This window comes from Streptomyces sp. NPDC048659 (assembly GCF_040650575.1).
Taxonomy (GTDB): Bacteria; Actinomycetota; Actinomycetes; order Streptomycetales; family Streptomycetaceae; genus Streptomyces.
This window is the reverse complement of record NZ_JBEZHM010000002.1, coordinates 268156-290768: the sequence shown is the minus strand read 5'-3', so window position 1 is coordinate 290768 and position 22613 is coordinate 268156. Positions and strand designations below refer to the sequence as shown.

At 67.9% G+C, this 22613-nt stretch carries 37 protein-coding genes; 2 read left to right on the top strand and 35 right to left on the bottom strand.

The window, feature by feature from the left end:
- Nucleotides 1-89: 89 nt before the first annotated feature.
- The 3 genes from rpsI to AB0C99_RS03060 form a co-directional block, all read right to left on the bottom strand.
- A complete protein-coding gene (gene rpsI, locus AB0C99_RS03070; RefSeq protein WP_030750225.1) occupies nt 90-602 on the bottom strand; it encodes a 30S ribosomal protein S9 in 513 nt (170 codons plus the stop codon).
- Between the two features lie 44 nt (nt 603-646).
- A complete protein-coding gene (rplM, locus tag AB0C99_RS03065) occupies nt 647-1090 on the bottom strand; it encodes a 50S ribosomal protein L13 (protein ID WP_362468579.1) in 444 nt (147 codons plus the stop codon).
- Nucleotides 1091-1296: 206 nt separating this feature from the next.
- Nucleotides 1297-1704: a helix-turn-helix domain-containing protein gene (locus AB0C99_RS03060; RefSeq protein WP_362468577.1), complete on the bottom strand. Its 408-nt coding sequence runs from the start codon at nt 1702-1704 to the stop codon at nt 1297-1299.
- Between the two features lie 129 nt (nt 1705-1833).
- Here AB0C99_RS03060 and AB0C99_RS03055 point away from each other — a divergent pair, with 129 nt between their 5' ends.
- Nucleotides 1834-2772 (top strand): zinc-binding dehydrogenase, encoded by a 939-nt coding sequence (locus tag AB0C99_RS03055; protein ID WP_362468575.1) that lies wholly within the window; start codon nt 1834-1836, stop codon nt 2770-2772.
- Nucleotides 2773-2824: 52 nt separating this feature from the next.
- Here the strand turns inward: AB0C99_RS03055 and AB0C99_RS03050 are convergent, their stop codons facing one another.
- Nucleotides 2825-4456, bottom strand: a complete 1632-nt coding sequence (locus tag AB0C99_RS03050; protein WP_362468573.1) for an ATP-binding cassette domain-containing protein — start codon at nt 4454-4456, stop codon at nt 2825-2827.
- Between the two features lie 47 nt (nt 4457-4503).
- Between AB0C99_RS03050 and AB0C99_RS03045 the strand changes: the two genes are divergently transcribed.
- Nucleotides 4504-5475, top strand: a complete 972-nt coding sequence (locus tag AB0C99_RS03045) for a hypothetical protein (RefSeq protein ID WP_362468571.1) — start codon at nt 4504-4506, stop codon at nt 5473-5475.
- Here the strand turns inward: AB0C99_RS03045 and truA are convergent.
- The 31 genes from truA to rpsJ all read right to left on the bottom strand — a co-directional run bounded on the left by truA (nt 5446) and on the right by rpsJ (nt 22531).
- The gene (gene truA / locus AB0C99_RS03040; protein ID WP_362468569.1) at nt 5446-6303 is read right to left on the bottom strand and encodes a tRNA pseudouridine(38-40) synthase TruA; all 858 of its coding nucleotides are present in this window, start codon (nt 6301-6303) and stop codon (nt 5446-5448) included. The genes AB0C99_RS03045 and truA overlap by 30 nt on opposite strands.
- A gap of 87 nt (nt 6304-6390) precedes the next feature.
- On the bottom strand, nt 6391-6858 hold the full coding sequence (rplQ, locus tag AB0C99_RS03035; protein ID WP_362468567.1) for a 50S ribosomal protein L17: 468 nt from the start codon (nt 6856-6858) through the stop codon (nt 6391-6393).
- A gap of 120 nt (nt 6859-6978) precedes the next feature.
- Nucleotides 6979-8001, bottom strand: a complete 1023-nt coding sequence (locus tag AB0C99_RS03030; protein WP_003966937.1) for a DNA-directed RNA polymerase subunit alpha — start codon at nt 7999-8001, stop codon at nt 6979-6981.
- 149 nt (nt 8002-8150) lie between these two features.
- Nucleotides 8151-8555: a 30S ribosomal protein S11 gene (rpsK, locus tag AB0C99_RS03025; RefSeq protein ID WP_003956432.1), complete on the bottom strand. Its 405-nt coding sequence runs from the start codon at nt 8553-8555 to the stop codon at nt 8151-8153.
- Between the two features lie 66 nt (nt 8556-8621).
- Nucleotides 8622-9002 carry a 30S ribosomal protein S13 gene (rpsM, locus tag AB0C99_RS03020; RefSeq protein ID WP_015035595.1) on the bottom strand — a complete coding sequence of 127 codons (381 nt, stop codon included), beginning with the start codon at nt 9000-9002 and terminating at the stop codon, nt 8622-8624.
- Between the two features lie 189 nt (nt 9003-9191).
- The gene (rpmJ, locus tag AB0C99_RS03015) at nt 9192-9305 is read right to left on the bottom strand and encodes a 50S ribosomal protein L36 (protein ID WP_003956441.1); all 114 of its coding nucleotides are present in this window, start codon (nt 9303-9305) and stop codon (nt 9192-9194) included.
- Between the two features lie 62 nt (nt 9306-9367).
- A complete protein-coding gene (gene infA, locus AB0C99_RS03010) occupies nt 9368-9589 on the bottom strand; it encodes a translation initiation factor IF-1 (RefSeq protein ID WP_003956442.1) in 222 nt (73 codons plus the stop codon).
- Between the two features lie 139 nt (nt 9590-9728).
- The gene (map, locus tag AB0C99_RS03005; protein WP_362468566.1) at nt 9729-10580 is read right to left on the bottom strand and encodes a type I methionyl aminopeptidase; all 852 of its coding nucleotides are present in this window, start codon (nt 10578-10580) and stop codon (nt 9729-9731) included.
- Nucleotides 10581-10688: 108 nt separating this feature from the next.
- Complete coding sequence (locus AB0C99_RS03000; protein WP_362468564.1) at nt 10689-11336, bottom strand: adenylate kinase; 648 nt, start codon at nt 11334-11336, stop codon at nt 10689-10691.
- A complete protein-coding gene (gene secY / locus AB0C99_RS02995) occupies nt 11336-12655 on the bottom strand; it encodes a preprotein translocase subunit SecY (RefSeq protein WP_362468562.1) in 1320 nt (439 codons plus the stop codon). The genes AB0C99_RS03000 and secY overlap by 1 nt, the downstream gene beginning before the upstream one ends.
- 214 nt (nt 12656-12869) lie before the next feature.
- Complete coding sequence (gene rplO, locus AB0C99_RS02990) at nt 12870-13325, bottom strand: 50S ribosomal protein L15 (protein WP_030494264.1); 456 nt, start codon at nt 13323-13325, stop codon at nt 12870-12872.
- 2 nt (nt 13326-13327) lie between these two features.
- Nucleotides 13328-13510 (bottom strand): 50S ribosomal protein L30, encoded by a 183-nt coding sequence (gene rpmD, locus AB0C99_RS02985; RefSeq protein ID WP_005313525.1) that lies wholly within the window; start codon nt 13508-13510, stop codon nt 13328-13330.
- Nucleotides 13510-14112, bottom strand: coding sequence for a 30S ribosomal protein S5 (rpsE, locus tag AB0C99_RS02980; protein WP_017239585.1), 603 nt, complete (start codon nt 14110-14112; stop codon nt 13510-13512). The genes rpmD and rpsE overlap by 1 nt, the downstream gene beginning before the upstream one ends.
- Before the next feature lie 45 nt (nt 14113-14157).
- Nucleotides 14158-14541 carry a 50S ribosomal protein L18 gene (gene rplR / locus AB0C99_RS02975; protein ID WP_046908252.1) on the bottom strand — a complete coding sequence of 128 codons (384 nt, stop codon included), beginning with the start codon at nt 14539-14541 and terminating at the stop codon, nt 14158-14160.
- A 3-nt stretch (nt 14542-14544) separates the two neighbouring features.
- The gene (gene rplF / locus AB0C99_RS02970; RefSeq protein ID WP_362468559.1) at nt 14545-15084 is read right to left on the bottom strand and encodes a 50S ribosomal protein L6; all 540 of its coding nucleotides are present in this window, start codon (nt 15082-15084) and stop codon (nt 14545-14547) included.
- 20 nt (nt 15085-15104) lie between these two features.
- Entirely contained in the window at nt 15105-15503 is a 399-nt protein-coding gene (gene rpsH, locus AB0C99_RS02965; protein WP_030209003.1) for a 30S ribosomal protein S8, read from the bottom strand.
- A gap of 223 nt (nt 15504-15726) precedes the next feature.
- Entirely contained in the window at nt 15727-15912 is a 186-nt protein-coding gene (locus AB0C99_RS02960; protein ID WP_003948630.1) for a type Z 30S ribosomal protein S14, read from the bottom strand.
- Between the two features lie 5 nt (nt 15913-15917).
- Nucleotides 15918-16475 (bottom strand): 50S ribosomal protein L5, encoded by a 558-nt coding sequence (gene rplE / locus AB0C99_RS02955; protein ID WP_362468653.1) that lies wholly within the window; start codon nt 16473-16475, stop codon nt 15918-15920.
- Nucleotides 16472-16783, bottom strand: a complete 312-nt coding sequence (rplX, locus tag AB0C99_RS02950) for a 50S ribosomal protein L24 (RefSeq protein WP_329423212.1) — start codon at nt 16781-16783, stop codon at nt 16472-16474. Before rplX ends, rplE begins: the two co-directional genes overlap by 4 nt.
- A 2-nt stretch (nt 16784-16785) precedes the next feature.
- Nucleotides 16786-17154, bottom strand: coding sequence for a 50S ribosomal protein L14 (rplN, locus tag AB0C99_RS02945; RefSeq protein ID WP_003956455.1), 369 nt, complete (start codon nt 17152-17154; stop codon nt 16786-16788).
- A gap of 99 nt (nt 17155-17253) precedes the next feature.
- A complete protein-coding gene (gene rpsQ, locus AB0C99_RS02940; RefSeq protein WP_362468557.1) occupies nt 17254-17547 on the bottom strand; it encodes a 30S ribosomal protein S17 in 294 nt (97 codons plus the stop codon).
- Nucleotides 17547-17771, bottom strand: coding sequence for a 50S ribosomal protein L29 (gene rpmC / locus AB0C99_RS02935; protein ID WP_046908248.1), 225 nt, complete (start codon nt 17769-17771; stop codon nt 17547-17549). Before rpmC ends, rpsQ begins: the two co-directional genes overlap by 1 nt.
- On the bottom strand, nt 17771-18190 hold the full coding sequence (rplP, locus tag AB0C99_RS02930) for a 50S ribosomal protein L16 (protein WP_015035580.1): 420 nt from the start codon (nt 18188-18190) through the stop codon (nt 17771-17773). Before rplP ends, rpmC begins: the two co-directional genes overlap by 1 nt.
- A gap of 5 nt (nt 18191-18195) precedes the next feature.
- Nucleotides 18196-19029 (bottom strand): 30S ribosomal protein S3, encoded by an 834-nt coding sequence (rpsC, locus tag AB0C99_RS02925; protein WP_046908247.1) that lies wholly within the window; start codon nt 19027-19029, stop codon nt 18196-18198.
- Nucleotides 19029-19376: a 50S ribosomal protein L22 gene (gene rplV / locus AB0C99_RS02920; protein WP_004571827.1), complete on the bottom strand. Its 348-nt coding sequence runs from the start codon at nt 19374-19376 to the stop codon at nt 19029-19031. The genes rpsC and rplV overlap by 1 nt, the downstream gene beginning before the upstream one ends.
- Nucleotides 19377-19418: 42 nt before the next feature.
- Entirely contained in the window at nt 19419-19700 is a 282-nt protein-coding gene (gene rpsS, locus AB0C99_RS02915; protein WP_013001415.1) for a 30S ribosomal protein S19, read from the bottom strand.
- Nucleotides 19701-19712: 12 nt separating this feature from the next.
- Nucleotides 19713-20549 carry a 50S ribosomal protein L2 gene (gene rplB, locus AB0C99_RS02910; protein ID WP_362468554.1) on the bottom strand — a complete coding sequence of 279 codons (837 nt, stop codon included), beginning with the start codon at nt 20547-20549 and terminating at the stop codon, nt 19713-19715.
- Between the two features lie 40 nt (nt 20550-20589).
- Nucleotides 20590-20913 (bottom strand): 50S ribosomal protein L23, encoded by a 324-nt coding sequence (rplW, locus tag AB0C99_RS02905; RefSeq protein WP_362468553.1) that lies wholly within the window; start codon nt 20911-20913, stop codon nt 20590-20592.
- Nucleotides 20913-21563, bottom strand: coding sequence for a 50S ribosomal protein L4 (gene rplD, locus AB0C99_RS02900; protein ID WP_362468551.1), 651 nt, complete (start codon nt 21561-21563; stop codon nt 20913-20915). The genes rplW and rplD overlap by 1 nt, the downstream gene beginning before the upstream one ends.
- Before the next feature lie 4 nt (nt 21564-21567).
- Nucleotides 21568-22212 (bottom strand): 50S ribosomal protein L3, encoded by a 645-nt coding sequence (gene rplC, locus AB0C99_RS02895; RefSeq protein ID WP_362468549.1) that lies wholly within the window; start codon nt 22210-22212, stop codon nt 21568-21570.
- A gap of 10 nt (nt 22213-22222) precedes the next feature.
- Entirely contained in the window at nt 22223-22531 is a 309-nt protein-coding gene (gene rpsJ, locus AB0C99_RS02890) for a 30S ribosomal protein S10 (protein ID WP_003948644.1), read from the bottom strand.
- Between the last annotated feature and the right edge of the window lie 82 nt (nt 22532-22613).

Sequence of the window (22613 nt, the reverse complement as noted above, 5' to 3'; positions counted from 1 at the left end):
ATTATGAAACCAAGGTGTGAAAAAGCCGTACGCCCCGGCGGCACGGACAGTGCCGCCGGGGCGTACGTACAAGCAGACCGAGCAGGCGATTAACGCTTGCTGTACTGCGGAGCCTTACGGGCCTTCTTGAGACCGGCCTTCTTGCGCTCGACCGCACGGTCGTCGCGGGAGAGGAAGCCGGCCTTCTTGAGCGCCGGGCGGTTGTTCTCGACGTCCGCCTCGTTCAGCGCACGGGCCACGCCGAGGCGCAGGGCGCCGGCCTGGCCGGAGACACCGCCACCCGCGATGCGGGCGATGACGTCGTAGCGGTTGTCGAGCTCGAGCACCTTGAAGGGCTCGTTGACTTCCTGCTGGTGGACCTTGTTCGGGAAGTAGTCCTCGAGCGTACGCCCGTTGATCTTCCACTTGCCGGTGCCCGGGACGATCCGGACGCGGGCGATGGCGTTCTTGCGACGGCCCAGGCCGGCGGCCGGCTGCGGGTCGCCGAAGCGGGACGCGAGGGACTCGGAGGTGTAGTCACCCTCGACGATCTCGGTCTCGGTGGTGTACTCCTCGACGCCCTCGAACTCGTCGACGGGGGTCTCGGGGGTGGTCTCGGCCACGATGCTCCTCAGATTTCTTTCGTTCTTAGGGGGTGTGGCCGGAACTACTGCGCGACCTGGGTGATCTCGAACGGAACCGGCTGCTGGGCAGCGTGGGGGTGGTTCTCGCCCGCGTAGACCTTCAGCTTCGAGATCATCTGACGGCCGAGGGTGTTCTTCGGGATCATGCCCTTGATGGCCTTCTCGACGGCCTTCTCGGGGTTCTTGGCCAGCAGCTCGTCGTAACGGACGGAGCGCAGACCACCCGGGTAGCCGGAGTGGCGGTACGCCAGCTTCTGGGTCTTCTTGTTGCCGGACAGGTGGACCTTGTCGGCGTTGATGATGATGACGAAGTCGCCCATGTCCATGTGGGGGGCGTAGACCGGCTTGTGCTTGCCTCGCAGGAGGTTCGCGGCCGTGGTCGCCAGACGGCCCAGGACGATGTCCTGCGCGTCGATGATGTGCCACTGGCGAGTGACATCGCCGGGCTTGGGGCTGTACGTACGCACTTCGTAGCCTTCGCTTCTTCAGTGGATGGAGTCACAAGACACACCTGAAGCGATCATGCAGCTGGGGCCTGCACTGCCGGGACCATCGCCCGTATGCGAGCCACTGGTAACTGCTCCAGGGAACCTGCGCAGCGGTCCGTCGCGTGAGAACGGCGGAGCCAATACGCATAACAAACCAGAAGCCTACCCGCGCTCCCCCAGGCGGGTCAAAACGCGTCGGCGCCCCGGTCATAGACCTCGCGGGCCGCCGCGACCTCCTCGATGTGCCCGTCCGCCCAGTCTTTCACGGCCCGCACCACGGGCAGCAGGCTCACCCCGAGCGGGGTCAGGGCGTACTCCACCCGCACCGGCACGGCGGGGGTCACCGTCCGCGTCACCAGCCCGTCCCGCTCCAGCCCGCGCAGGGTCTGCGTGAGCATCTTCTCGCTCACCCCGGCGACCTTGCGGCCCAGCTCCGCGTAGCGGCGGGGACCGTCCGCCAGGGCGTTCAGGAGCAGCGTGACCCACTTGTCGGCGATCCGGTCCAGCAGCTGCCGGGCCGGGCACGCGGCCAGGTAGGCGTCGTAGGCGCGGCGCTCCTCGGCCCGGCGCTCGGCGGCGGTACGGGTGCCCATGGGGCGCTCCTTCCGGTGCGGTACGCACTCGGAGGTACGTACTTCCCGACGGAGAGTAGCTCTCCCTAGGTTCGGAGGGTCACCGTTCACCGCTCCCGCGCCCCGGGAGCCCTCCGGGAAGGCCCCGCCGTGCGCGCACTCGTCATCGACTCCTTCGGCGGCCCCGAGGTCCTGCGGATCGCCGAGGTCCCGACGCCCCCGACGGGCCCCGGGCGGGTCCGGATCCGGGTCGCGGGCGCCACCGTCCACCCCGTCGACCTCGCCACCCGCTCCGGCGCCCTCGCCGCGGCGGGCCTGATGGCCGGGCGGGGCCGCACCGGCCTCGGCTGGGACGTCGCCGGCGTCGTCGAGGAGACCGGCCCCGGTGTGACCGGACTCACCCCCGGCGACCGGGTCATCGGCCTGAACGACCGCCTGGACGTGCCGCTGGGCACCCAGGCGGAGTACGTGGTCCTGGACGCCCACGCGGTCGCCCCGGCCCCCGCCCGGCTCGCCCCCGAGGCCGCCGCGACCCTGCCGCTGGCCGGGCTCACCGCGCTCCAGGCGCTGGACGCCCTCGCCCTGCCGCCCGGCGAGACGGTGCTGGTCACGGGCGCGGCGGGCGCGGTCGGGGGGTACGCCCTGGCGCTGGCCGCCGCGCGCGGGCTGCGGGTGGTGGCGACGGCCCGCCCGGCCGACGAGGCGGCGGTACGCGAGCGGGGCGCCGGGCTCTTCGTCCCCGCGACCGCCCCGCGGCTCGGCGAGGCGGTCCGCGCCCTGGTCCCCGGCGGCGTGGCCGGGGCCCTGGACGGCGCCGTCCTCGGGGCCGCCGCCCTGGACGCCGTCCGCACCGGCGGCGCCTTCGCGGCCCTGGTCGCGGGCGGCGCCCCGTACCCGCTGCGGGGCATCCGGGTCGCCCCCGTCTGGGTGCGGGCCGACGCGGCCGGGCTTGCACGCCTCGCGGCCCTGGCCGACGACGGCGTCCTCGTCCCGCGACTGGCCGGAACGCTCCCCCTCGCCGGGGCGGCCGAGGCGCACCGCCGCCTCGCGGAGGGCGGCCTGCGCGGCCGGCTGGTGCTGGTCCCGTGAGCGGGACCGGGGGGCGGGACCGGCGGCGGCCCGGGAAGCCGTCCGAGGGGCCCTACCGGGCCCGCTCCACCCGCCGCTCGTCCCACACCGGCTCGGCGGTCTCCCGGACGACCCCGTCCGAACCGAAGACCAGGAAGCGGTCGAAGGAGCGGGCGAACCAGCGGTCGTGCGTGACCGCCAGGACCGTCCCGTCGTACGACTCCAGACCGTCCTGGAGCGCCTCCGCCGACTCCAGGTCCAGGTTGTCCGTCGGCTCGTCCAGGAGCAGCGCCGTGGTGCCGGCCAGCTCCAGGAGCAGGATCTGGAAACGGGCCTGCTGGCCGCCGGAGAGCTTGTCGAAGGGCTGGTCGCCCTGCCGCTCCAGCTCGTAGCGGCGCAGCATCGACATCGCCGCCCCGCGGTCCTTCGCGTGGTCGGTCCACAGGATGTCGACGAGCGGGCGCCCGAAGAGCTCCGGGTGCGCGTGGGTCTGCGCGAAGTGGCCGGGAACCACCCGCGCGCCCAGCTTCCAGCTGCCCGTGTGGGCCACCGAGGGGTCGCCGGCCAGCAGCCGCAGGAAGTGCGACTTGCCGGAGCCGTTCGAGCCCAGGACGGCGACCCGCTCCCCGTAGAAGATCTCCAGGGAGAACGGCTTCATCAGGCCGGTCAGCTCCAGGTTCTCGGCCGTGAAGGCCCGCACCCCGGTGCGCCCGCCGCGCAGCCGCATCCGGATGTCCTGCTCGCGCGGCGGCTCCGGCGGCGGGCCCGCCTCCTCGAACTTCTTGAACCGGGTCTGCATCGCCCGGTACCGCGAGGCCATGTCGGGACTGATCGCCGCCTGCTGTCGCAGCTTGAAGACGAGCGCCTTCAGCCGCGCGTGCTCCTCGTCCCAGCGGCGCTTCAGCTCCTCGAAGCGCGCGAAGCGCTCCCGCCGGGCCTCGTGGAAGGTGGCGAAGCCGCCGCCGTGCACCCACACGTCCGAGCCGGCCGGGCCGGGCTCGACCGCGACGATCTTCTGCGCGCTCCGGGACAGCAGCTCCCGGTCGTGGGAGATGAAGAGCACGGTCTTACGGGTCTCCCGCAGCCGCTCCTCCAGCCAGCGCTTGCCGGGGACGTCCAGGTAGTTGTCCGGCTCGTCGAGCAGCAGCACCTCGTCGTGGCCGCGCAGCAGGTACTCCAGGACCAGCCGCTTCTGCTCGCCGCCGCTGAGCGTGCGCACCTCGCGGAACTGCGCCTTGTCGTACGGCACGCCCATCGCGGCCATGGTGCAGATGTCCCAGAGGGTCTCGAACTCGTACCCCTGGACCTCGGCCCAGTCGCTGAGGGCCTGCGCGTACGCCATCTGCGCGGCCTCGTCGTCGACCGTCATGATCTTGTGCTCGGCCTCGTCGACCGCCTTCGCGGCGGCCTTGATGCGCGCGGGCGCCACCGAGACCAGCAGGTCGCGCACGCTCGACCCGTCCCGCACGGAGCCCACGAACTGCGGCATCACGCCGAGCCCGCCGCTGACGGTGACGGTGCCGCCGTGCGGCTGGAGCTCGCCGGCGATCATCCGGAGCAGGGTCGTCTTCCCGGCGCCGTTGGCCCCGACCAGGGCGACGACGGCGCCCTCTCCGACCCGGAAGGAGACGTCCCCGAGCAGGACCCTCCCGTCCGGAAGGTAGTACTCCAGATGTGCGGCCTCGACATGTCCCATGGAAGGCATTGTCACCGCCGGACCCGCCCGATCCCAAGCGGATTAGGATGCGCGGCATGAGCTTTGGGGGACCACAGTGGCCGCAGCAGGGCCCGGAACAGCCGCAGCCGTACGGACAGCCGCCGCAGCAGCCACCACAGCCGTGGCAGCCACAGCAGCCACTGCCGCCACACCAGCAGCCCTACCAGCAGCCGCAGCAGCCGAATCCCTTCCCCGGCGCCCAGCAGGGCCACACCCCGGACTGGGGCGCCCTCGCCGACGCCTCCGCCGCCCGTAACAAGCGCAGGCGCGGCCTGCTGATAGGCGGCGGCGTCGTCGCCGCGCTCGCCGTCGGCGCGGTCGTCGCCACCTCCGTGGTCCTGACCAACAAGAAGAACGACGACGCCACGAACCGGCCGGTCACCCCGACCGGCTCCGCCGCCCCCGGCGACTCCGCCGGCCCGGCGCCGACCTTCTCCTCGGTCGCCCCGCTGCCCCCGCCGAACCCGATGGACTTCCTCTCCGACGCGAAGAAGGACAAGGCGCCGCTGAGCGCCGAGGGCCTCTTCCCCGGCAAGAAGCTGACCATGAGCGGACGCCCGTACCAGAAGGGCGCCACCTCCGCCACGACGGACTGCGCCGCCGTCACCCAGGGCGGGCTCGGCCCGGTCCTCAAGAGCAACGGCTGCACCCGCGTGCTCCGCGCCACGTACGTGAAGGACGGCGTCGCCGTCACCGTCGGCGTCGCCGTCTTCCCCACCGACGACCAGGCCCTCAAGGCGAAGAAGCAGGCGGCCGGCGGCATCGCCCCGCTGGCCGGCGCCGGCGTCGGCGACTTCTGCCACGCGACGGTCTGCCTGCGCCGCACCAACTCCATCGGCCGGTACGTCTACCTCACCCAGACCGGCTTCGCCGACGGCAGGAAGGTCACCACCGGCGACAAGGCCGTCTTCCAGACCGCCGACGACCTGGGCACCTTCGCCTTCAACCAGATCTACGCCCGCGGCCGGGCCCAGGCGTCAGCAGCAGCCGGCGCTCCCGGGGAGTGAGCGCTTGTTGCGCGCCTCCCGGCTCCGCGCGGCGAGCTGGTCGTCTGCCGGGTAGCCGACCTCTTCCAGGGTGAGGCCGTGCGGCCGTACGACGTGCACGGCCGAGTCCCGGACACCGGCGGCGAGCACCTTGCCGGGCCACTCGACCGGCCGGTGCCCGTCGCCGACGAAGAGCAGCGCGCCGACCAGCGAGCGGACCATGTTGTGGCAGAAGGCGTCGGCCTTGACGGTGGCCTCCATGACCCCGTCGGGCCGCCGCTCCCAGCGCAGCTCCTGGAGGGTGCGGATGGTCGTCGCGCCCTCGCGCCGCTTGCAGTACGCGGCGAAGTCGTGCTCGCCGACCAGCGCGGCGGCGGCCTCGTTCATGGCGTCCATGTCGAGCGCCCAGTCGTGCCACAGCACGTGCCCGCGCAGCAGCGGGTCGACGCCGCCGGGGTTGTCGGTGACGCGGTAGGCGTAGCGGCGCCAGACCGCCGAGAAGCGCGCGTTGAAGCCCTCGGGGGCCTCCGCCACCCGCCACACCCGCACGTCGTGCGCGAGCCGCCCGGCGAGCCGCCGCAGCAGCTTGTCCCGGTGCTCGGCCCACAGCTCGACGGGCAGGTCGACATGGGCGACCTGGCCGCGCGCGTGCACCCCGGAGTCGGTCCGCCCGGCGACGGTCAGCTCGAAGGTCTCCTTGGAGCGGGTGACCGTCTTCAGGGCGTCCTCGATGTCGCCCTGCACGGTGCGCTGCCCCTCGGCCTGCTTGGCCCAGCCGGAGAAGTCCCTGCCGTCGTACGAAAGGTCCAGCCGTACCCGTACGAAACCGGGCTGCACGTCGTCGCTCACGCGACCCATCCTCTCAAAGCCTGAACATACGGAACGGGCCCGCACCCCGAGGGGTGCGGGCCCGCGCACGAAGACCGTTCAGAACGCTCAGGCGTCCTGCTCGTCCTTCTTGGTGTCGACCGCGGCGGCCTCGTCGGCCTCCTTGACGGCGCGCACGGTGGCGGCCTCGGCCTCGGCGACGGTCGCCTTCTTGGCGATCTCGCCCTCGACCAGCTCGATCACGGCCATCGGCGCGTTGTCACCACGGCGGTTGCCGATCTTGGTGATACGGGTGTAACCACCCGGACGCTCCGAGTAGCGCGGCGCGATCTCGGTGAAGAGGGTGTGGACGATGCCCTTGTCGGTGATCGTCTGCAGCACCAGGCGACGGTTGTGGATGTCGCCCTTCTTCGCCTTGGTGATGAGGCGCTCGGCGACGGGACGCAGACGACGGGCCTTGGCCTCGGTCGTCGTGATGCGGCCGTGCTCGAACAGCGACTTCGCCAGGTTGGCGAGGAGCAGCTTCTCGTGAGCGGCGGAACCGCCGAGGCGGGCACCCTTCGCGGGACGCGGCATGGTGTTTCTCCTAGGTGTCTGCCCCGGCCGTGTGAGGTACCGGGGTCAGTATCCGAGCAGGCGGTCGCCTGTCGGAGATCCGGGCGGCGCCCCGGTCGGGGGCGCCTCCGGAAAGTGTGCTCAGTACTGCTCGGTCTCGACGAAACCGGCGTCCGCGTCGTCGTCGGCGCCGAAGGCGTCGGCGGCGGCGGTCGGGTCGAACCCGGGCGGGCTGTCCTTGAGGGCCAGGCCCATGCCGGCCAGCTTCGCCTTGACCTCGTCGATCGACTTCGCACCGAAGTTGCGGATGTCGAGCAGGTCGGCCTCGGAACGCGCCACGAGCTCACCCACGGAGTGGATGCCCTCGCGCTTGAGGCAGTTGTACGACCGAACGGTGAGCTCCAGCTCCTCGATCGGCAGCGCCAGGTCGGCGGCCAGGGCGGCGTCCGTGGGGGACGGGCCCATGTCGATGCCCTCGGCGTCGATGTTGAGCTCGCGGGCCAGACCGAACAGCTCGACCAGGGTCTTGCCGGCGGACGCCATGGCGTCGCGCGGGCGCATGGCCTGCTTGGTCTCGACGTCGACGATGAGCTTGTCGAAGTCGGTGCGCTGCTCGACTCGGGTCGCCTCGACCTTGTAGGTGACCTTCAGCACGGGGCTGTAGATGGAGTCGACCGGGATGCGGCCGATCTCCTGGCCGACCTGCTTGTTCTGCACGGCGGAGACGTAGCCGCGACCGCGCTCGACGGTCAGCTCCATCTCCAGCTTGCCCTTGCCGTTGAGCGTGGCGAGGACGAGGTCGGGGTTGTGCACCTCGACACCGGCCGGGGGCGCGATGTCGGCGGCGGTGACCAGGCCCGGACCCTGCTTGCGCAGGTACATCACGACCGGCTCGTCGTGCTCCGAGGAGACGACCAGCTGCTTGATGTTCAGGATGAGGTCGGTGACATCCTCCTTGACACCCGGCACGGTGGTGAACTCGTGCAGGACCCCGTCGATCCGGATGCTGGTGACAGCGGCGCCGGGGATCGAGGAGAGGAGGGTGCGGCGGAGGGAGTTGCCGAGGGTGTAGCCGAAGCCCGGCTCCAGCGGCTCGATGACGAACCGGGAGCGGAACTCGTCGACGACCTCTTCGGTCAGCGAAGGACGCTGAGCGATAAGCATGTCTTCGTTTCCTTCGTTTGTGGACGCCCACTATTTGACGCCCGACAGATACAGCGAGGTACAGCCAAGGGTACGGGCGGCACGTCCCCATACGGGGTCGTACCGCCCGGACACTCAAAGACGCACAGGCGTCGCTACGTCAGACGGGGTCAGACGCGGCGGCGCTTGGGCGGGCGGCAGCCGTTGTGCGGGGTGGGGGTGACGTCCTGGATCGAGCCGACCTCGAGGCCGGTGGCCTGGAGGGAGCGGATCGCGGTCTCACGGCCGGAGCCGGGACCCTTGACGAAGACGTCGACCTTGCGCATGCCGTGCTCCTGCGCGCGGCGGGCGGCCGACTCGGCGGCCATCTGCGCGGCGAAGGGGGTGGACTTGCGCGAGCCCTTGAAGCCGACGTGGCCGGCGGAGGCCCAGGAGATCACGTTGCCCGAGGGGTCCGTGATCGAGACGATCGTGTTGTTGAACGTGCTCTTGATGTGCGCGTGGCCGTGAGCGACGTTCTTCTTTTCCTTGCGGCGCACCTTCTTGGCAGCGCCCTGACGACCCTTGGGGGGCATCTCTTACTCCTACGGGAGGTGGTCGGTCCTACAGCGAAGACCGCTTGGTCAAGCGTCCGCTGAGGACTACTTCTTGCCCGGCTTCTTCTTGCCGGCGATGGCGCGACGCGGGCCCTTGCGGGTACGAGCGTTCGTGCTGGTGCGCTGGCCGCGGACGGGCAGGCCACGACGGTGGCGGAGGCCCTGGTAGCAGCCGATCTCGACCTTGCGGCGGATGTCGGCGGCGATCTCGCGACGGAGGTCACCCTCGGTCTGGAGGTTGGCGTCCACGTACTCGCGGATCTTGACGAGGTCTTCCTCGGCAAGGTCGCGGACACGGGTGGACGGGTTCACGCCGGTCGCGGCGAGAATCTCCTCGGACCGGGTACGCCCGATGCCGAAGACGTAGGTGAGTGCGACCACCACACGCTTTTCGCGCGGGATGTCAACACCGGAAACGCGTGCCATTCAATGGCTCCTGTGTTCTCGGGGGTCTGCTGCAGAACCGTTCCCGGCTGCCGTATGAGGTACAGGTCGGGTCCCCGGCCCCCGCCGGAGGTGCCGTCAACCGTGGGACACGGTCGGACGGGCTCTGCGTATGTACGTATTGCTATGCGTCGCGCGAAGAACTGCGAAATGCAGGTCGGTCGGCGTGCGTCAGCCCTGGCGCTGCTTGTGGCGCAGGTTGTCGCAGATGACCATGACCCGGCCGTGACGGCGGATCACCTTGCACTTGTCGCAGATCTTCTTGACGCTCGGCTTGACCTTCATGGGATGTGAGGTTCTCCGGGTCAGTGCCTTCACCCACGCCGAGGGCGGGGTGCGGGCAAGATCTACTTGTACCGGTAGACGATCCGGCCACGCGTCAGGTCGTACGGAGACAGCTCCACGACGACCCGGTCGTCCGGAAGGATTCGGATGTAGTGCATCCGCATCTTGCCGGAGATGTGCGCGAGGACCTTGTGACCGTTCTGGAGCTCCACCTTGAACATGGCGTTCGGCAGGGACTCGATCACGGTGCCCTCGATTTCGATGGCACCTTGCTTCTTGGCCACGCTTCGCCCTTCGAATCGGCTACCTTGATCGACTCTCGCACCGGGTGCGGACACACGGGTACACGAGAGCCGACGCATCAGTCTACGTCAGGGCCTTCCAAAAGACGAATCCGGGAAGTCTGCCCCAAGCAGAAGATCATTACGCCAACGGATCCGGCGCCGCCACCACACCCAGCTCCGCCAGCTTCGCCTTGCCCCCGTCGACCGCCGTCAGGACCAGCGGGCCCGCCTCGGTGAGGGCGACCGAGTGCTCCCAGTGGGAGGACCAGGTGCCGTCGGTCGTGATGACCGTCCAGTCGTCCGAGAGGACCTCGGTCGCCGGGGTGCCCAGGGAGACCATCGGCTCGATCGCCAGGCACAGGCCGGGCACCAGCTTCGGGCCCTTGCCGCGCTTGCGGGAGACGTAGTTCAGCAGATGCGGGTCCATGTGCATCTCGGTGCCGATGCCGTGGCCGCCGTAGTCCTCGATGATCCCGTAGCGGCCCAGGCTGTGGTCGCCCACACCCGGACGCGGCTGGCGCTTGATGTACGTCTCGATCGCCTTCGAGATGTCCACCAGCCGGTTGCCGAGCTTCATGGCCGCGATGCCGGCCCACATCGACTCCTCGGTCACCCGGGAGAGCTCGACCAGCTCGGGCGCGTGCCCGGTGCCCACGAAGGCGGTGTACGCCGCGTCCCCGTGCCAGCCGTCGACGATCGCGCCGGCGTCGATCGAGATGATGTCGCCGTCCTTCAGGACCGTCTTCTCGTCCGGGATGCCGTGGACGACGACCTCGTTCACCGAGGTGCAGATCGTCGCGGGGAAGCCCCCGTACCCCAGGAAGTTCGACTTCGCGCCGTGGTCGGCGATCACCTTGCGGGCGACCTCGTCCAGGTCCCGCGTCGTCGCGCCCGGCACCCCCGCCTCGCGGGTGGCCGCGTGGATGGCCGCGACGACCAGCCCCGCCTCGCGCATCTTCGCGATCTGCTCGGGGGTCTTGATCTGCACCATCGTGACGGGGGCCTTCCTTGCGGGTACTGCGCGGTTACGGGGGGACAGAACAACGATACGGCCGCGGCGCCCCTGCGGGCATCGCGGCCGTATCGGACCGTGCGTGGGTTACTTCTTCAGCGCGTCCATCGCGCGGGCGGTGACGTCGTCCACCTTGCCCAGCGCCGAGATCGTCACGACCAGGTTCTGCGCCCGGTAGTAGTCGATGATCGGCTCGGTCTCCGTGTGGTAGACCGACAGGCGCTTGCGGACCGTCTCCTCCGTGTCGTCCTCACGCTGGTAGAGCTCGCCGCCGCAGGTGTCGCAGACACCCTCGGCCTTCGGCGCGTGGTACGTCACGTGGAACACGTGCGAGGAGTCGTTGCGGCAGATGCGGCGACCCGCGATCCGCTTCACGACCTCGTCCTCGGGGACCTCCAGGTCCAGGACCGCGTCGAGCTGGACGTGATCCGCCTTGAGGATCTCGTCCAGGGCCTCGGCCTGGGCCACGTTGCGCGGGAAACCGTCGAGCAGGAAACCGTTGGCGGCGTCCGCCTGCTCCATGCGGTCCTTGGCCATCCCGATCGTCACGGAGTCCGGCACGAGCTGCCCGGCCTTCATGTACGACTGCGCCTCGACCCCCAGCGGCGTGCCCTGCGAGATGTTCGCACGGAACAGGTCACCCGTGGAGATGTGCGGGATGTCCAGGTTCTTGGCAAGGAACGCGGCCTGCGTTCCCTTGCCGGCCCCGGGCGGTCCGACGAGGACGATTCGCATCAGCGGAGGAACCCTTCGTAATTGCGCTGCTGGAGCTGGCTCTCGATCTGCTTCACGGTCTCAAGACCCACACCCACGATGATGAGGATGCTCGTCCCGCCGAACGGGAAGTTGGCATTCGCGCCGCCGAAGCCTGCCAACGCCATCGTCGGCACAAGAGCGATCAGACCCAGGTACAGCGAGCCCGGCCAAGTGATCCGGTTGAGCACGTAGCTCAGGTACTCGGCAGTAGGGCGACCAGCCCGGATACCCGGGATGAAGCCACCATACTTCTTCATGTTGTCGGCAACTTCCTCGGGGTTGAACGAGATCGCCACGTAGAAGAAGGCGAAGAACACGATCAGGAGGAAGTACGCGGCGATGTAGTAGGGGTGGTCACCCTTGACGAAGTGGGCTTCGATCCAGGTCTTCCACCCGGCGGTCGAGTTCGAGAACTGCGCGACCAGCGCCGGGATGTAGAGCAGCGACGAGGCGAAGATGACGGGAATCACACCCGCCTGGTTCACCTTGAGCGGGATGTACGTGGACGTACCGCCGTAGGACCTGCGGCCGATCATGCGCTTCGCGTACTGCACCGGGATGCGGCGCTGGGCCTGCTCGACGAAGACGACGAGGGCCACCATCACGAAGCCGATCAGGATGACGGTGCCGAACTCGATCCAGCCCCCCGCCAGGTTGCCGCTCTCCTTGATGGCCCACAGGGCACCCGGGAAACCGGCGGCGATCGAGATGAACATCAGGATGGACATGCCGTTGCCGATGCCGCGGTCGGTGATGAGCTCACCGAGCCACATGACCACACAGGTGCCGGCGGTCATCGTGATGACCATGGTGGCGGTGGTGAAGATCGACTGGTCCGGGACGACCTGGTTGGCGACGGTGCAGCCGCTGAAGAGCGCACCGGTCCGGGCCGTGGCGACGAGGCCGGTGCCCTGGAGGACGGCGAGGGCGACCGTCAGGTAACGCGTGTACTGCGTGATCTTGGCGGTGCCCGACTGCCCCTCCTTCTTCAGGGCTTCCAGGCGCGGGATGACGACGGTCAGCAGCTGCAGGATGATGCTCGCCGTGATGTACGGCATGATGCCGAGCGCGAAGATGGTGATCTGCAGCAGCGCCCCGCCACTGAACATGTTGACCAAGCCGAACAGGCTGTTGTTGCCCTGGCTCGCCTGGTCCACACACTGCTGCACGGCCTCGTAGCTGACACCCGGCACGGGGATGTGGGCCCCGAGGCGGTACAGCACGATGATGCCCAGCGTGAAGAGCAGCTTCTTGCGCAGGTCGGGCGTCTTGAACGCCCGGGCGAACGCGGTGAGCACGGTGCCTCCTGCGACCCCCGCGCAGTGCGTCAGAGGTGACGGTCTTGAGGTTCGACGAATATGAAGCCGTCCGGAGAACCTGCGGGCATACCGCACGCACTCTAAGGACAGTGGACGCCACCTTACCGGCGACTATGGCCCCCTAGGAACGACCAACCGGGGATGCCCCTTTTGAGAGGCATCCCCGGTCGGATGTTCAGGCCATCGAGTCGTCTCAGACGAGCTCGGTGACGGTGCCGCCGGCGGCGGCGATCTTCTCCTTGGCGGAGCCGGAGACGGCGTCGACCGTCACCTGCAGCGCCACGGAGACCTCGCCGGTGCCGAGCACCTTGACGAGCTGGTTCTTACGAACCGCACCCTTGGCGACCAGATCGGCCACCGTGACCTCGCCACCCTGCGGGTAGAGCGCGGCCAGCTTGTCCAGGTTCACGACCTGGTACTCGGTGCGGAACGGGTTCTTGAAGCCCTTGAGCTTCGGGAGGCGCATGTGGAGGGGCATCTGCCCACCCTCGAAGCGCTCCGGAACCTGGTAACGGGCCTTGGTGCCCTTGGTACCACGACCGGCCGTCTTACCCTTCGACGCCTCACCACGACCCACACGGGTCTTGGCGGTCTTGGCGCCCGGGGCGGGACGGAGGTTGTGGATCTTGAGCGGGTTGTTCTCCGCCATGATCAGTCGACCTCCTCAACCGTCACGAGGTGGCGGACGGTGTGCACCATGCCGCGGAACTCGGGGCGGTCCTCCTTGACGACCACGTCGTTCAGGCGCTTGAGCCCGAGCGAACGAAGGGTGTCGCGGTGGTTCTGCTTGCTGCCGATGTACGACTTCGTCTGCGTGATCTTGAGGCGAGCCATTACGCACCCGCTCCCGCACGCGCACGAAGCAGAGCCGCGGGGGCGACGTCCTCGAGGGGCAGACCACGGCGAGCCGCGATCTCCTCGGGACGCTGCAGGCCCTTGAGGGCCGCCACGGTCGCGTGCACGATGTTGATCGCGTTGTCGGAGCCGAGCGACTTCGACAGGATGTCGTGGACGCCGGCGCACTCGAGCACGGCGCGCACGGGGCCACCGGCGATCACACCGGTACCGGGGGAAGCAGGCTTGAGCAGGACGACGCCCGCGGCCTTCTCGCCCTGGATCGGGTGAGGGATGGTGCCCTGGATGCGCGGAACCTTGAAGAAGTTCTTCTTGGCTTCCTCGACACCCTTGGCGATGGCCGCGGGAACTTCCTTGGCCTTGCCGTAACCGACACCTACCGTGCCGTCACCGTCGCCCACCACGACCAGCGCGGTGAAGCTGAAGCGGCGACCACCCTTGACAACCTTGGCGACGCGGTTGATCGCGACAACGCGCTCAACGTACGCGGTCTTCTCGGCGGCAGCGCCACCGTCGCGGCCCTTCCGGTCCCGCCGCTCGCCGCCACCGGCACCGCTTCCGCGGCGCTGGGGTCCAGCCATTGGATTACCTCTCTCTGTTACGTCCGTTAGTCCCGGAACCGGGGCTTAGAACTTCAGCCCGGCTTCGCGGGCGGCGTCAGCCAGAGCGGCAATGCGCCCGGCGTACCTGTTGCCACCACGGTCGAACACGACGGCCTCGACACCGGCGGCCTTGGCGCGCTCAGCGACCAGGGCACCGACCTGCTTGGCCTGCGCGGACTTGTCACCCTCGCCACCGCGGATCGACGCGTCCAGGTTCGACGCCGACGCCAGGGTGTGACCCTTGAGGTCGTCGATGACCTGAGCGGTGATGCCGCGGTTCGAACGCGTCACGACGAGGCGCGGACGCTCCGCCGTACCCGACACGTGCTTGCGGATGCGCAGGTGACGGCGCGCCTTGGCAGCGCGCTTGTAAGCGTCGCCCTTGGCGATCTTGACACCGTATGCCATGGCTTACTTACCAGCCTTTCCGACCTTGCGGCGGATGACCTCGCCCGCGTACTTGACACCCTTGGCCTTGTACGGGTCGGGCTTACGCAGCTTGCGGATGTTGGCGGCGACCTCGCCGACCTTCTGCTTGTCGATGCCCTCGACAGCGAACTTGGTCGGGGACTCGACCTTGAACGAGATGCCCTCGGGCGCCTCGACCAGGATCGGGTGGCTGTAGCCGAGCTGGAACTCCAGACCGGAGCCCTTCGCGGCCACGCGGTAACCGACACCGCTGATCTCGAGCGCCTTGACGTATCCCTGGGTCACACCGGTGATCATGTTGGCCACCAGCGTGCGGGACAGGCCGTGGAGGGCCTTGTTCTGACGCTCGTCGTTCGGACGGGTGACGTTGAGAACGCCGTCCTCGCCCTTAACGATCTCGATCGGGGAGGCAACGGTGTGGGTGAGGGTGCCCTTGGAACCCTTCACCGTGACCGTGCGGCCCTCGATGGTGACGTCCACGCCGGCGGGAACCGGGATGGGGAGCTTGCCAATGCGAGACATAGCTTTTCCTCCGTTCCCGACTACCAGACGTAGGCGAGGACTTCCCCACCTACGCCCTTCTTGCCTGCCTGCTGGCCGGTCAGGAGACCGTGGGACGTGGAGATGATCGCCACGCCCAGGCCGCCGAGAACCTTCGGCAGGTTGGTGGACTTCGCGTAAACCCGGAGGCCGGGCTTCGAGATCCGCTTGATGCCCGCGATGGAGCGCTCACGGTTCGGACCGAACTTGAGCTCGAGGACGAGGTTCTTGCCGACCTCGGCGTCCTCGACCTTCCAGCCCGTGATGAAGCCCTCCTGCTGGAGGATTTCCGCGATGTGAGACTTGATCTTGCTGTGCGGCATCGTCACGGTGTCGTGGTATGCCGAGTTCGCGTTACGCAGACGCGTGAGCATGTCTGCGATCGGATCAGTCATGGTCATGAATTGGCCTTCGGCCTCTCTCGCCGGGGTTTCCTGGTGCACCATCCCTCTCCCCGATCCGAGACGGGGCGGGTGCGGTGCGGTGGACCTACGGCGTAGTAAGTCGTACGGGCGGCGGACGCCCAACCCCACTAGCCTAAGCCATACGGGGGTGGGCCTCCGCCAACCCAGTGCTTACCGAGAGACTCCGGTCATTCACCAACGCCCAAAGGGCGAAGGGGAATTACCAGGAGCTCTTGGTCACGCCCGGCAGCTCGCCACGGTGAGCCATCTCACGAAGGCACACGCGGCACAGGCCGAACTTGCGGTACACGGAGTGGGGGCGACCGCAGCGCTGGCAGCGGGTGTAACCCCGCACGCCGAACTTGGGCTTGCGGGCAGCCTTCGCGATGAGAGCCTTCTTCGCCATCTCGCTTACGCCTCCTTGAACGGGAAGCCGAGGTGACGGAGAAGCGCGCGGCCCTCGTCGTCGTTGGTCGCCGTGGTCACCACGGTGATGTCCATACCCCGGGTACGGTCGATCTTGTCCTGGTCGATCTCGTGGAACATGACCTGCTCCGTGAGACCGAAGGTGTAGTTGCCACGGCCGTCGAACTGCTTGGGGGACAGGCCGCGGAAGTCGCGGATGCGCGGCAGCGCGAGCGACAGGGTGCGGTCCAGGAACTCCCACATGCGGTCGCCACGGAGGGTGACGTGCGCACCGATCGGCTGACCCTCACGCAGCTTGAACTGCGCGATGGACTTGCGGGCCTTGGTGATGGCCGGCTTCTGACCGGTGATGGTGGTCAGGTCACGGACGGCACCGTCCATGAGCTTCGAGTCACGGGCGGCGTCGCCGACACCCATGTTGACCACGATCTTCACGAGGCCGGGGATCTGCATGACGTTCTCGTACTTGAACTCGTCACGCAGCTTGCCCGCGATCTCCTCGCGGTACTTCGTCTTGAGACGCGGAGTGGTGGTAGCCATCAGATGTCCTCACCCGTCCGCTTGGCAACGCGGATCTTGTTGCCCTCGTCGTCGAAGCGGTAACCGACACGCGTGACGACCTTCTTGCCGTCCTTCTCCACGACCAGCTGGACGTTGGAGACGTGGACCGGAGCCTCGGTCGTCACGATGCCGCCGGCCTGCGAGGGACCGGCCTTGGTGTGCTTCTTGACCCGGTTGACACCCTCGACCAGGACACGGTTCTCCGTAGGGAAGGCCGTGATGACCTTGCCCTGCTTGCCCTTGTCCTTACCGGTGATGACCTGGACCAGGTCGCCCTTCTTGATCTTCATGCTTACAGCACCTCCGGCGCGAGCGAGATGATCTTCATGAACTTCTTCTCGCGCAGCTCACGGCCCACCGGGCCGAAGATACGGGTGCCGCGAGGGTCGCCGTCGTTCTTCAGAATGACGGCGGCGTTCTCGTCGAAGCGGATGTACGAGCCGTCCTGGCGGCGGCGCTCCTTGACGGTGCGAACGATGACCGCCTTGACGACGTCACCCTTCTTCACGTTGCCACCGGGGATCGCGTCCTTGACGGTGGCGACGATGACGTCACCGATGCCCGCGTAGCGGCGACCCGAGCCACCGAGAACACGGATGCAAAGGATCTCCTTGGCACCAGTGTTGTCGGCGACACGCAGTCGCGACTCCTGCTGGATCACGTCTTATCTCCTGATTTGTCTGCCGGTTCCCCGCCGGGGGCCGATCACTCGGCCCCCGGCGGAGCCTGGCGGAACGAACCTGAGGGAATCCTCAGGTGCTTACTTGGCCTTCTCGAGGATCTCGATGACGCGCCAGTGCTTCGAGGCGGACAGCTTGCGCGTCTCCATGAGGAGGACACGGTCGCCGACGCCCGCAGCGTTCTGCTCGTCGTGAGCCTTGAGCTTGTTCGTACGGCGGATGACCTTGCCGTACAGCGCGTGCTTGACGCGGTCCTCGACAGCGACGACGACGGTCTTGTCCATCTTGTCGCTGACGACGAGGCCCTCGCGGACCTTGCGAGCGTTGCGCTCGCCCGCGTTCGATGCAGTCTCAGTCACGTTGTTCTCGCTCATCAGACGTTCTCCACCGTCTCGATGCCCAGCTCACGCTCGCGCATCAGGGTGTAGATCCGGGCGATGTCCTTACGGACGGACTTGAGCCGACCGTGGTTCTCGAGCTGGCCCGTCGCCGCCTGGAAGCGGAGGTTGAACAGCTCTTCCTTGGCCTCGCGGAGCTTGGCGACAAGCTCCTCGTTGCCCAGCTCGCGCAGCTCGGACGCCTTGGTACCGGCCGACATCACAGCTCACCTGCCTCGCGCTTAACGATCTTGCACTTCATCGGCAGCTTGTGAGCCGCACGAGTCAGAGCCTCACGCGCGATCTTCTCGTTCGGGTAGGACAGCTCGAACATCACCCGACCGGGCTTGACGTTCGCGATCCACCACTCGGGAGAACCCTTACCGGAACCCATGCGGGTCTCGGCCGGCTTCTTCGTGAGCGGGCGGTCCGGGTAGATGTTGATCCAGACCTTGCCGCCACGCTTGATGTGGCGGGTCATCGCGATACGCGCGGCCTCGATCTGACGGTTGGTCACGTACGCCGGCGTGAGGGCCTGAATGCCGTACTCGCCGAACGCAACCTGCGTGCCACCCTTGCTCATGCCAGAGCGCTTGGGGTGGTGCTGCTTGCGGTGCTTGACCCTACGGGGGATCAGCATTTCGGTCAGGCCTCCGTTCCGGTGCTCTCAGCAGCCGGAGCGGCGGCGGGAGCGTCGGCCTTGGGGGCCTCGGCAGCCTGAGCCTGCTGCGGCTTGCGACCGCGACCGCCACGCTCGCCACCGCGGCCACCGCGGCCGGCCGGACGGTCAGCGCCGCCACGGGCCGGGCGGTTGCCAGCGCGGGCAGCAGCGTTCTCGGCGCGGACCTCGGCGATGTTCTTGACGTCGCCCTTGTAGATCCAGACCTTCACGCCGATGCGGCCGAAGGTCGTCTTGGCCTCGAAGAAGCCGTAGTCGACGTTCGCGCGGAGCGTGTGCAGGGGCACGCGGCCCTCGCGGTAGAACTCCGAGCGGGACATCTCGGCGCCGCCGAGACGGCCGCCGCACTGGATCTTGATGCCCTTGGCGCCGGCCTTCATCGTGCCCTGCATGCTCTTACGCATGGCGCGACGGAAGGAGACGCGGGAGGAGAGCTGCTCGGCGACGGCCTGGGCCACCAGCTGAGCGTCCATCTCGGGGTTCTTGACCTCGAGGATGTTCAGCTGGACCTGCTTGCCGGTCAGCTTCTCCAGCTGGCCACGGATCTTGTCGGCCTCGGCGCCGCGGCGACCGATGACGATGCCCGGGCGAGCCGTGTGGATGTCCACGCGGACGCGGTCACGGGTGCGCTCGATCTCAACCTTCGAGATGCCGGCGCGCTCCATGCCGGACGTCAGCATCCGACGGATGGCGACGTCTTCCTTGACGTAGTCCTTGTACAGCTTGTCGGCGTACCACCGGGACTTGAAGTCCGTGGTGATGCCGAGCCGGAACCCATGCGGGTTAACCTTCTGGCCCATTACCGGGTTCCTTCCTTGCTGCTGACGACCACGGTGATGTGGCTGGTCCGCTTACGGATCCGGTAGGCACGGCCCTGGGCACGCGGACGGAACCGCTTCAGGGTCGGGCCCTCATCCACGTACGCCTCGCTGATGACCAGCGAAGAGGCGTCAGTGTGGTCGTAGTTGTGCGCGGCGTTGGCGATGGCGCTGTCCAGCACCTTGCCAACCGGCACGCTCGCGGCCTGCGGGGCGAAACGCAGGACCGCCTGAGCCTCCGTGGCGTCCATGCCACGGATAAGGTCCACCACGCGGCGGGCCTTCATGGGCGTGACGCGGATGTACCGCGCCTGGGCCCTGGCTTCCATGGTTGTCCTTCCAGTGTCTGTCATGGTCATTCCACCCCGCTACTAGCGGCGCTTCGACTTCCGGTCGTCCTTCACGTGACCCCGGAAGGTGCGCGTCGGCGAGAACTCGCCGAGCTTGTGGCCGACCATCGACTCGGTGACAAACACCGGAATGTGGGTCTTGCCGTTGTGCACCGCGATCGTGTGGCCGAGCATGGCCGGGATGATCATCGAGCGACGGGACCAGGTCTTGATGACGTTCTTGGTACCGGCTTCGTTCTGTACGTCCACCTTCTTGATGAGGTGTCCGTCGACGAAGGGTCCCTTCTTGAGACTGCGCGGCATCTAAACCCGCTCCTAGCGCTTCTTGTTCGTCTTGCGGCGGCGGACGATGTACTTGCTCGAAGCCTTCTTCGGCGAGCGAGTACGACCCTCCTTCTGACCCCACGGGGAGACCGGGTGGCGACCACCGGAGGTCTTACCCTCACCACCACCGTGCGGGTGGTCGACCGGGTTCATCGCCACACCGCGGACGGTCGGGCGAACGCCCAGCCAGCGCTTACGGCCGGCCTTGCCCCAGTTGATGTTCGACTGCTCGGCGTTGCCGACCTCGCCGATGGTGGCGCGGCAGCGGGCGTCGACGAGACGGATCTCACCGGACGGCATACGAAGGTGGGCCATCGTGCCCTCCTTCGCCAGCAGCTGCACGGAGGCACCAGCGGAACGCGCGAACTTGGCGCCGCCACCGGGGCGGAGCTCGATCGCGTGGATCGTGGTACCGACCGGGATGTTGCGGAGGGCCAGGTTGTTACCGGGCTTGATGTCCGCGCCCGGGCCGTTCTCGACGCGGTCACCCTGCGTCAGGCCCTTGGGGGCGATGATGTAGCGCTTCTCGCCGTCCGCGTAGTGCAGGAGCGCGATGCGCGCGGTGCGGTTGGGGTCGTACTCGATGTGAGCGACCTTGGCCGGCACGCCGTCCTTGTCGTGACGACGGAAGTCGATCACACGGTAGGCGCGCTTGTGTCCACCACCCTGGTGGCGAACGGTGATCCGACCGGTGTTGTTACGGCCGCCCTTGCTGTGCAGGGGGCGAACCAGCGACTTCTCCGGCGTGGACCGCGTGATCTCGACGAAGTCGGCTACGGAGGAGCCACGACGGCCCGGCGTAGTCGGCTTGTACTTGCGGATTCCCATTTCTCAGTCCTCGTCCGATTCCGGACGATCCAGACCGCCGTTAGGCGGTCGGACCGCCGAAGATGTCGATACGGTTGCCCTCAGCAAGGGTCACGATGGCGCGCTTGGTGTCCTTGCGCTTGCCGAAACCGGTCTTGGTGCGCTTGCGCTTACCCTGACGGTTGATCGTGTTGACCCCGGTGACCTTGACCGAGAAGACCGCCTCGACGGCCTGCTTGATCTGGGTCTTGTTGGCGCCGGGCGCGACGATGAACGTGTACTTGTTCTCGTCCAGCAGCGCGTAGCTCTTCTCGGAGACAACCGGCTTGACGAGAATGTCGCGCGGGTCCGTGAAGGTCTTGCTGGTGATCGTGGCCTCGGACATCAGGCCTCGCTCCCTTCGGTCGTGGTGGCCTGGGGGCCAGACACGAAGGACTCGAGGGCGGCCTGGGTGAAGACCACGTCGTCGGATCGCATCACGTCGTACGTGTTCAGCTGGCCCGGCTCCAGGATGTGCACCTGGGGCAGGTTGCGGGCGGACAGCCACGCGGCCTCGTCGGAGCGCTCGACGACCAGGAGCAGGTTCTTGCGCTCCGAGATCTTGCCGAACAGCGTCTTGGCGGCCTTGGTGGAGATGCCACCCTCGACCACGCCGGAGACGACGTGGATGCGGGAGTGGTTCGCCCGGTCGGTGAGGGCACCGCGGAGGGCGGCGGCCTTCATCTTCTTCGGGGTCCGCTGCGAGTAGTCACGCGGCACGGGACCGTGCACGACGCCACCACCGGCGAACTGGGGGGCGCGGGTCGAACCCTGACGGGCGCGGCCGGTGCCCTTCTGGCGGTAAGGCTTCTTGCCACCACCACGGACCTCGCCACGCGTCTTGACCTTGTGCGTGCCCTGACGGGCGGCGGCCAGCTGCGCGACGACGACCTGGTGGATCAGCGGGATGCTGACCTTGGCCTCGAAGATCTCGGCCGGGAGCTCGACGGTCCCGGTCTTGTCGCCCGCGGGCGACAGAATGTCAATGGTGCTCATATCCTCAGGCCCCCTTGGCCGCGGTGCGGACCAGGACGAGGCCGCCGTTCGGACCAGGAACCGCACCCTTGATCAGGAGCAGGCCCTTCTCCGCGTCAACGGCGTGGACGGTCAGGTTCTGGGTGGTCACGCGCTCGTTGCCCATACGGCCGGCCATGCGCATGCCCTTGAAGACGCGGCCCGGGGTGGCGCAGCCACCGATCGAACCAGGCTTGCGGTGCACGCGGTGGGCACCGTGAGAAGCCTTGCCACCACGGAAGTTGTGGCGCTTCATGACACCGGCGAAGCCCTTGCCCTTGCTCTTGCCGGTGACGTCGACCTTCACGCCGGCCTCGAAGACCTCGGCGGTGATCTCCTGGCCGAGCGCGTACTCGGAGGCGTCAGCGGTGCGGAGCTCCACCAGGTGGCGGCGCGGGGTGACGTCGGCCTTGGCGAAGTGACCCTTGAGGGGCTTGTTCACCTTGCGCGGGTCGATCTCGCCGAAGGCGATCTGGACCGACTCGTAGCCGTCGTTGTCGTTCGTACGGACCTGGGTCACGACATTCGGGCCGGCCTTGACGACGGTCACCGGGACGACCCGGTTGTTCTCGTCCCAGACCTGCGTCATGCCGAGCTTCTCGCCCAGGATGCCCTTGATGTTCTTAGCCATCTGCGCGCCCTCAGAGCTTGATCTCGATGTCGACGCCCGCCGGCAGGTCGAGACGCATGAGCGAGTCGACGGTCTTCGGCGTGGGGTCGAGGATGTCGATGAGGCGCTTGTGCGTGCGCATCTCGAAGTGCTCGCGCGAGTCCTTGTACTTGTGCGGCGACTTGATGACGCAGTACACGTTCTTCTCAGTGGGCAGCGGCACCGGGCCCGCGACCGACGCACCAGTGCGCGTCACCGTCTCGACGATCTTCTTCGCCGAGGAATCGATGACCTCGTGGTCGTAGGCCTTGAGCCGGATGCGGATCTTCTGTCCCGCCATGGCTACTCAGTAGTCCTTTGTCTAGAAACGCTCTGGAACCCGGGGGTTCTACCGACTCCCTCTCCGACCCACGCGGTCGGGC

Coding starts and splice junctions, on each gene's coding strand:
- rpsH (WP_030209003.1), bottom strand. CDS start 15,503: ATGACCATGACTGATCCGATCGCAGACATGCTCACGCGTCTGCGTAAC.
- rplF (WP_362468559.1), bottom strand. CDS start 15,084: ATGTCTCGCATTGGCAAGCTCCCCATCCCGGTTCCCGCCGGCGTGGAC.
- rplW (WP_362468553.1), bottom strand. CDS start 20,913: ATGTCCGAGGCCACGATCACCAGCAAGACCTTCACGGACCCGCGCGAC.
- rplQ (WP_362468567.1), bottom strand. CDS start 6,858: ATGCCGCGTCCCGCGAAGGGTGCCCGCCTCGGCGGTTCCGCCGCTCAC.
- AB0C99_RS03060 (WP_362468577.1), bottom strand. CDS start 1,704: ATGGGCACCCGTACCGCCGCCGAGCGCCGGGCCGAGGAGCGCCGCGCC.
- rplV (WP_004571827.1), bottom strand. CDS start 19,376: ATGGAAGCCAGGGCCCAGGCGCGGTACATCCGCGTCACGCCCATGAAG.
- rpsM (WP_015035595.1), bottom strand. CDS start 9,002: ATGGCACGCGTTTCCGGTGTTGACATCCCGCGCGAAAAGCGTGTGGTG.
- rplP (WP_015035580.1), bottom strand. CDS start 18,190: ATGCTGATCCCCCGTAGGGTCAAGCACCGCAAGCAGCACCACCCCAAG.
- rplC (WP_362468549.1), bottom strand. CDS start 22,212: ATGGCTAAGAACATCAAGGGCATCCTGGGCGAGAAGCTCGGCATGACG.
- rpmD (WP_005313525.1), bottom strand. CDS start 13,510: ATGGCTCGCCTCAAGATCACGCAGACGAAGTCGTACATCGGCAGCAAG.
- rplX (WP_329423212.1), bottom strand. CDS start 16,783: ATGAAGATCAAGAAGGGCGACCTGGTCCAGGTCATCACCGGTAAGGAC.
- rplB (WP_362468554.1), bottom strand. CDS start 20,549: ATGGGAATCCGCAAGTACAAGCCGACTACGCCGGGCCGTCGTGGCTCC.
- rpsC (WP_046908247.1), bottom strand. CDS start 19,029: ATGGGCCAGAAGGTTAACCCGCATGGGTTCCGGCTCGGCATCACCACG.
- rplR (WP_046908252.1), bottom strand. CDS start 14,541: ATGGCATACGGTGTCAAGATCGCCAAGGGCGACGCTTACAAGCGCGCT.
- AB0C99_RS03045 (WP_362468571.1), top strand. CDS start 4,504: ATGAGCTTTGGGGGACCACAGTGGCCGCAGCAGGGCCCGGAACAGCCG.
- rpsK (WP_003956432.1), bottom strand. CDS start 8,555: ATGCCCCCCAAGGGTCGTCAGGGCGCTGCCAAGAAGGTGCGCCGCAAG.
- rpmC (WP_046908248.1), bottom strand. CDS start 17,771: ATGTCGGCCGGTACCAAGGCGTCCGAGCTGCGCGAGCTGGGCAACGAG.
- rpsE (WP_017239585.1), bottom strand. CDS start 14,112: ATGGCTGGACCCCAGCGCCGCGGAAGCGGTGCCGGTGGCGGCGAGCGG.
- AB0C99_RS03050 (WP_362468573.1), bottom strand. CDS start 4,456: ATGCCTTCCATGGGACATGTCGAGGCCGCACATCTGGAGTACTACCTT.
- rpmJ (WP_003956441.1), bottom strand. CDS start 9,305: ATGAAGGTCAAGCCGAGCGTCAAGAAGATCTGCGACAAGTGCAAGGTG.
- AB0C99_RS03000 (WP_362468564.1), bottom strand. CDS start 11,336: ATGCGAATCGTCCTCGTCGGACCGCCCGGGGCCGGCAAGGGAACGCAG.
- rplO (WP_030494264.1), bottom strand. CDS start 13,325: ATGGCGGAGAACAACCCGCTCAAGATCCACAACCTCCGTCCCGCCCCG.
- rpsQ (WP_362468557.1), bottom strand. CDS start 17,547: ATGAGCGAGAACAACGTGACTGAGACTGCATCGAACGCGGGCGAGCGC.
- AB0C99_RS03030 (WP_003966937.1), bottom strand. CDS start 8,001: ATGCTTATCGCTCAGCGTCCTTCGCTGACCGAAGAGGTCGTCGACGAG.
- rpsJ (WP_003948644.1), bottom strand. CDS start 22,531: ATGGCGGGACAGAAGATCCGCATCCGGCTCAAGGCCTACGACCACGAG.
- rpsS (WP_013001415.1), bottom strand. CDS start 19,700: ATGCCGCGCAGTCTCAAGAAGGGACCCTTCGTCGACGGACACCTCATC.
- map (WP_362468566.1), bottom strand. CDS start 10,580: ATGGTGCAGATCAAGACCCCCGAGCAGATCGCGAAGATGCGCGAGGCG.
- AB0C99_RS02960 (WP_003948630.1), bottom strand. CDS start 15,912: ATGGCGAAGAAGGCTCTCATCGCGAAGGCTGCCCGCAAGCCCAAGTTC.
- rplD (WP_362468551.1), bottom strand. CDS start 21,563: ATGAGCACCATTGACATTCTGTCGCCCGCGGGCGACAAGACCGGGACC.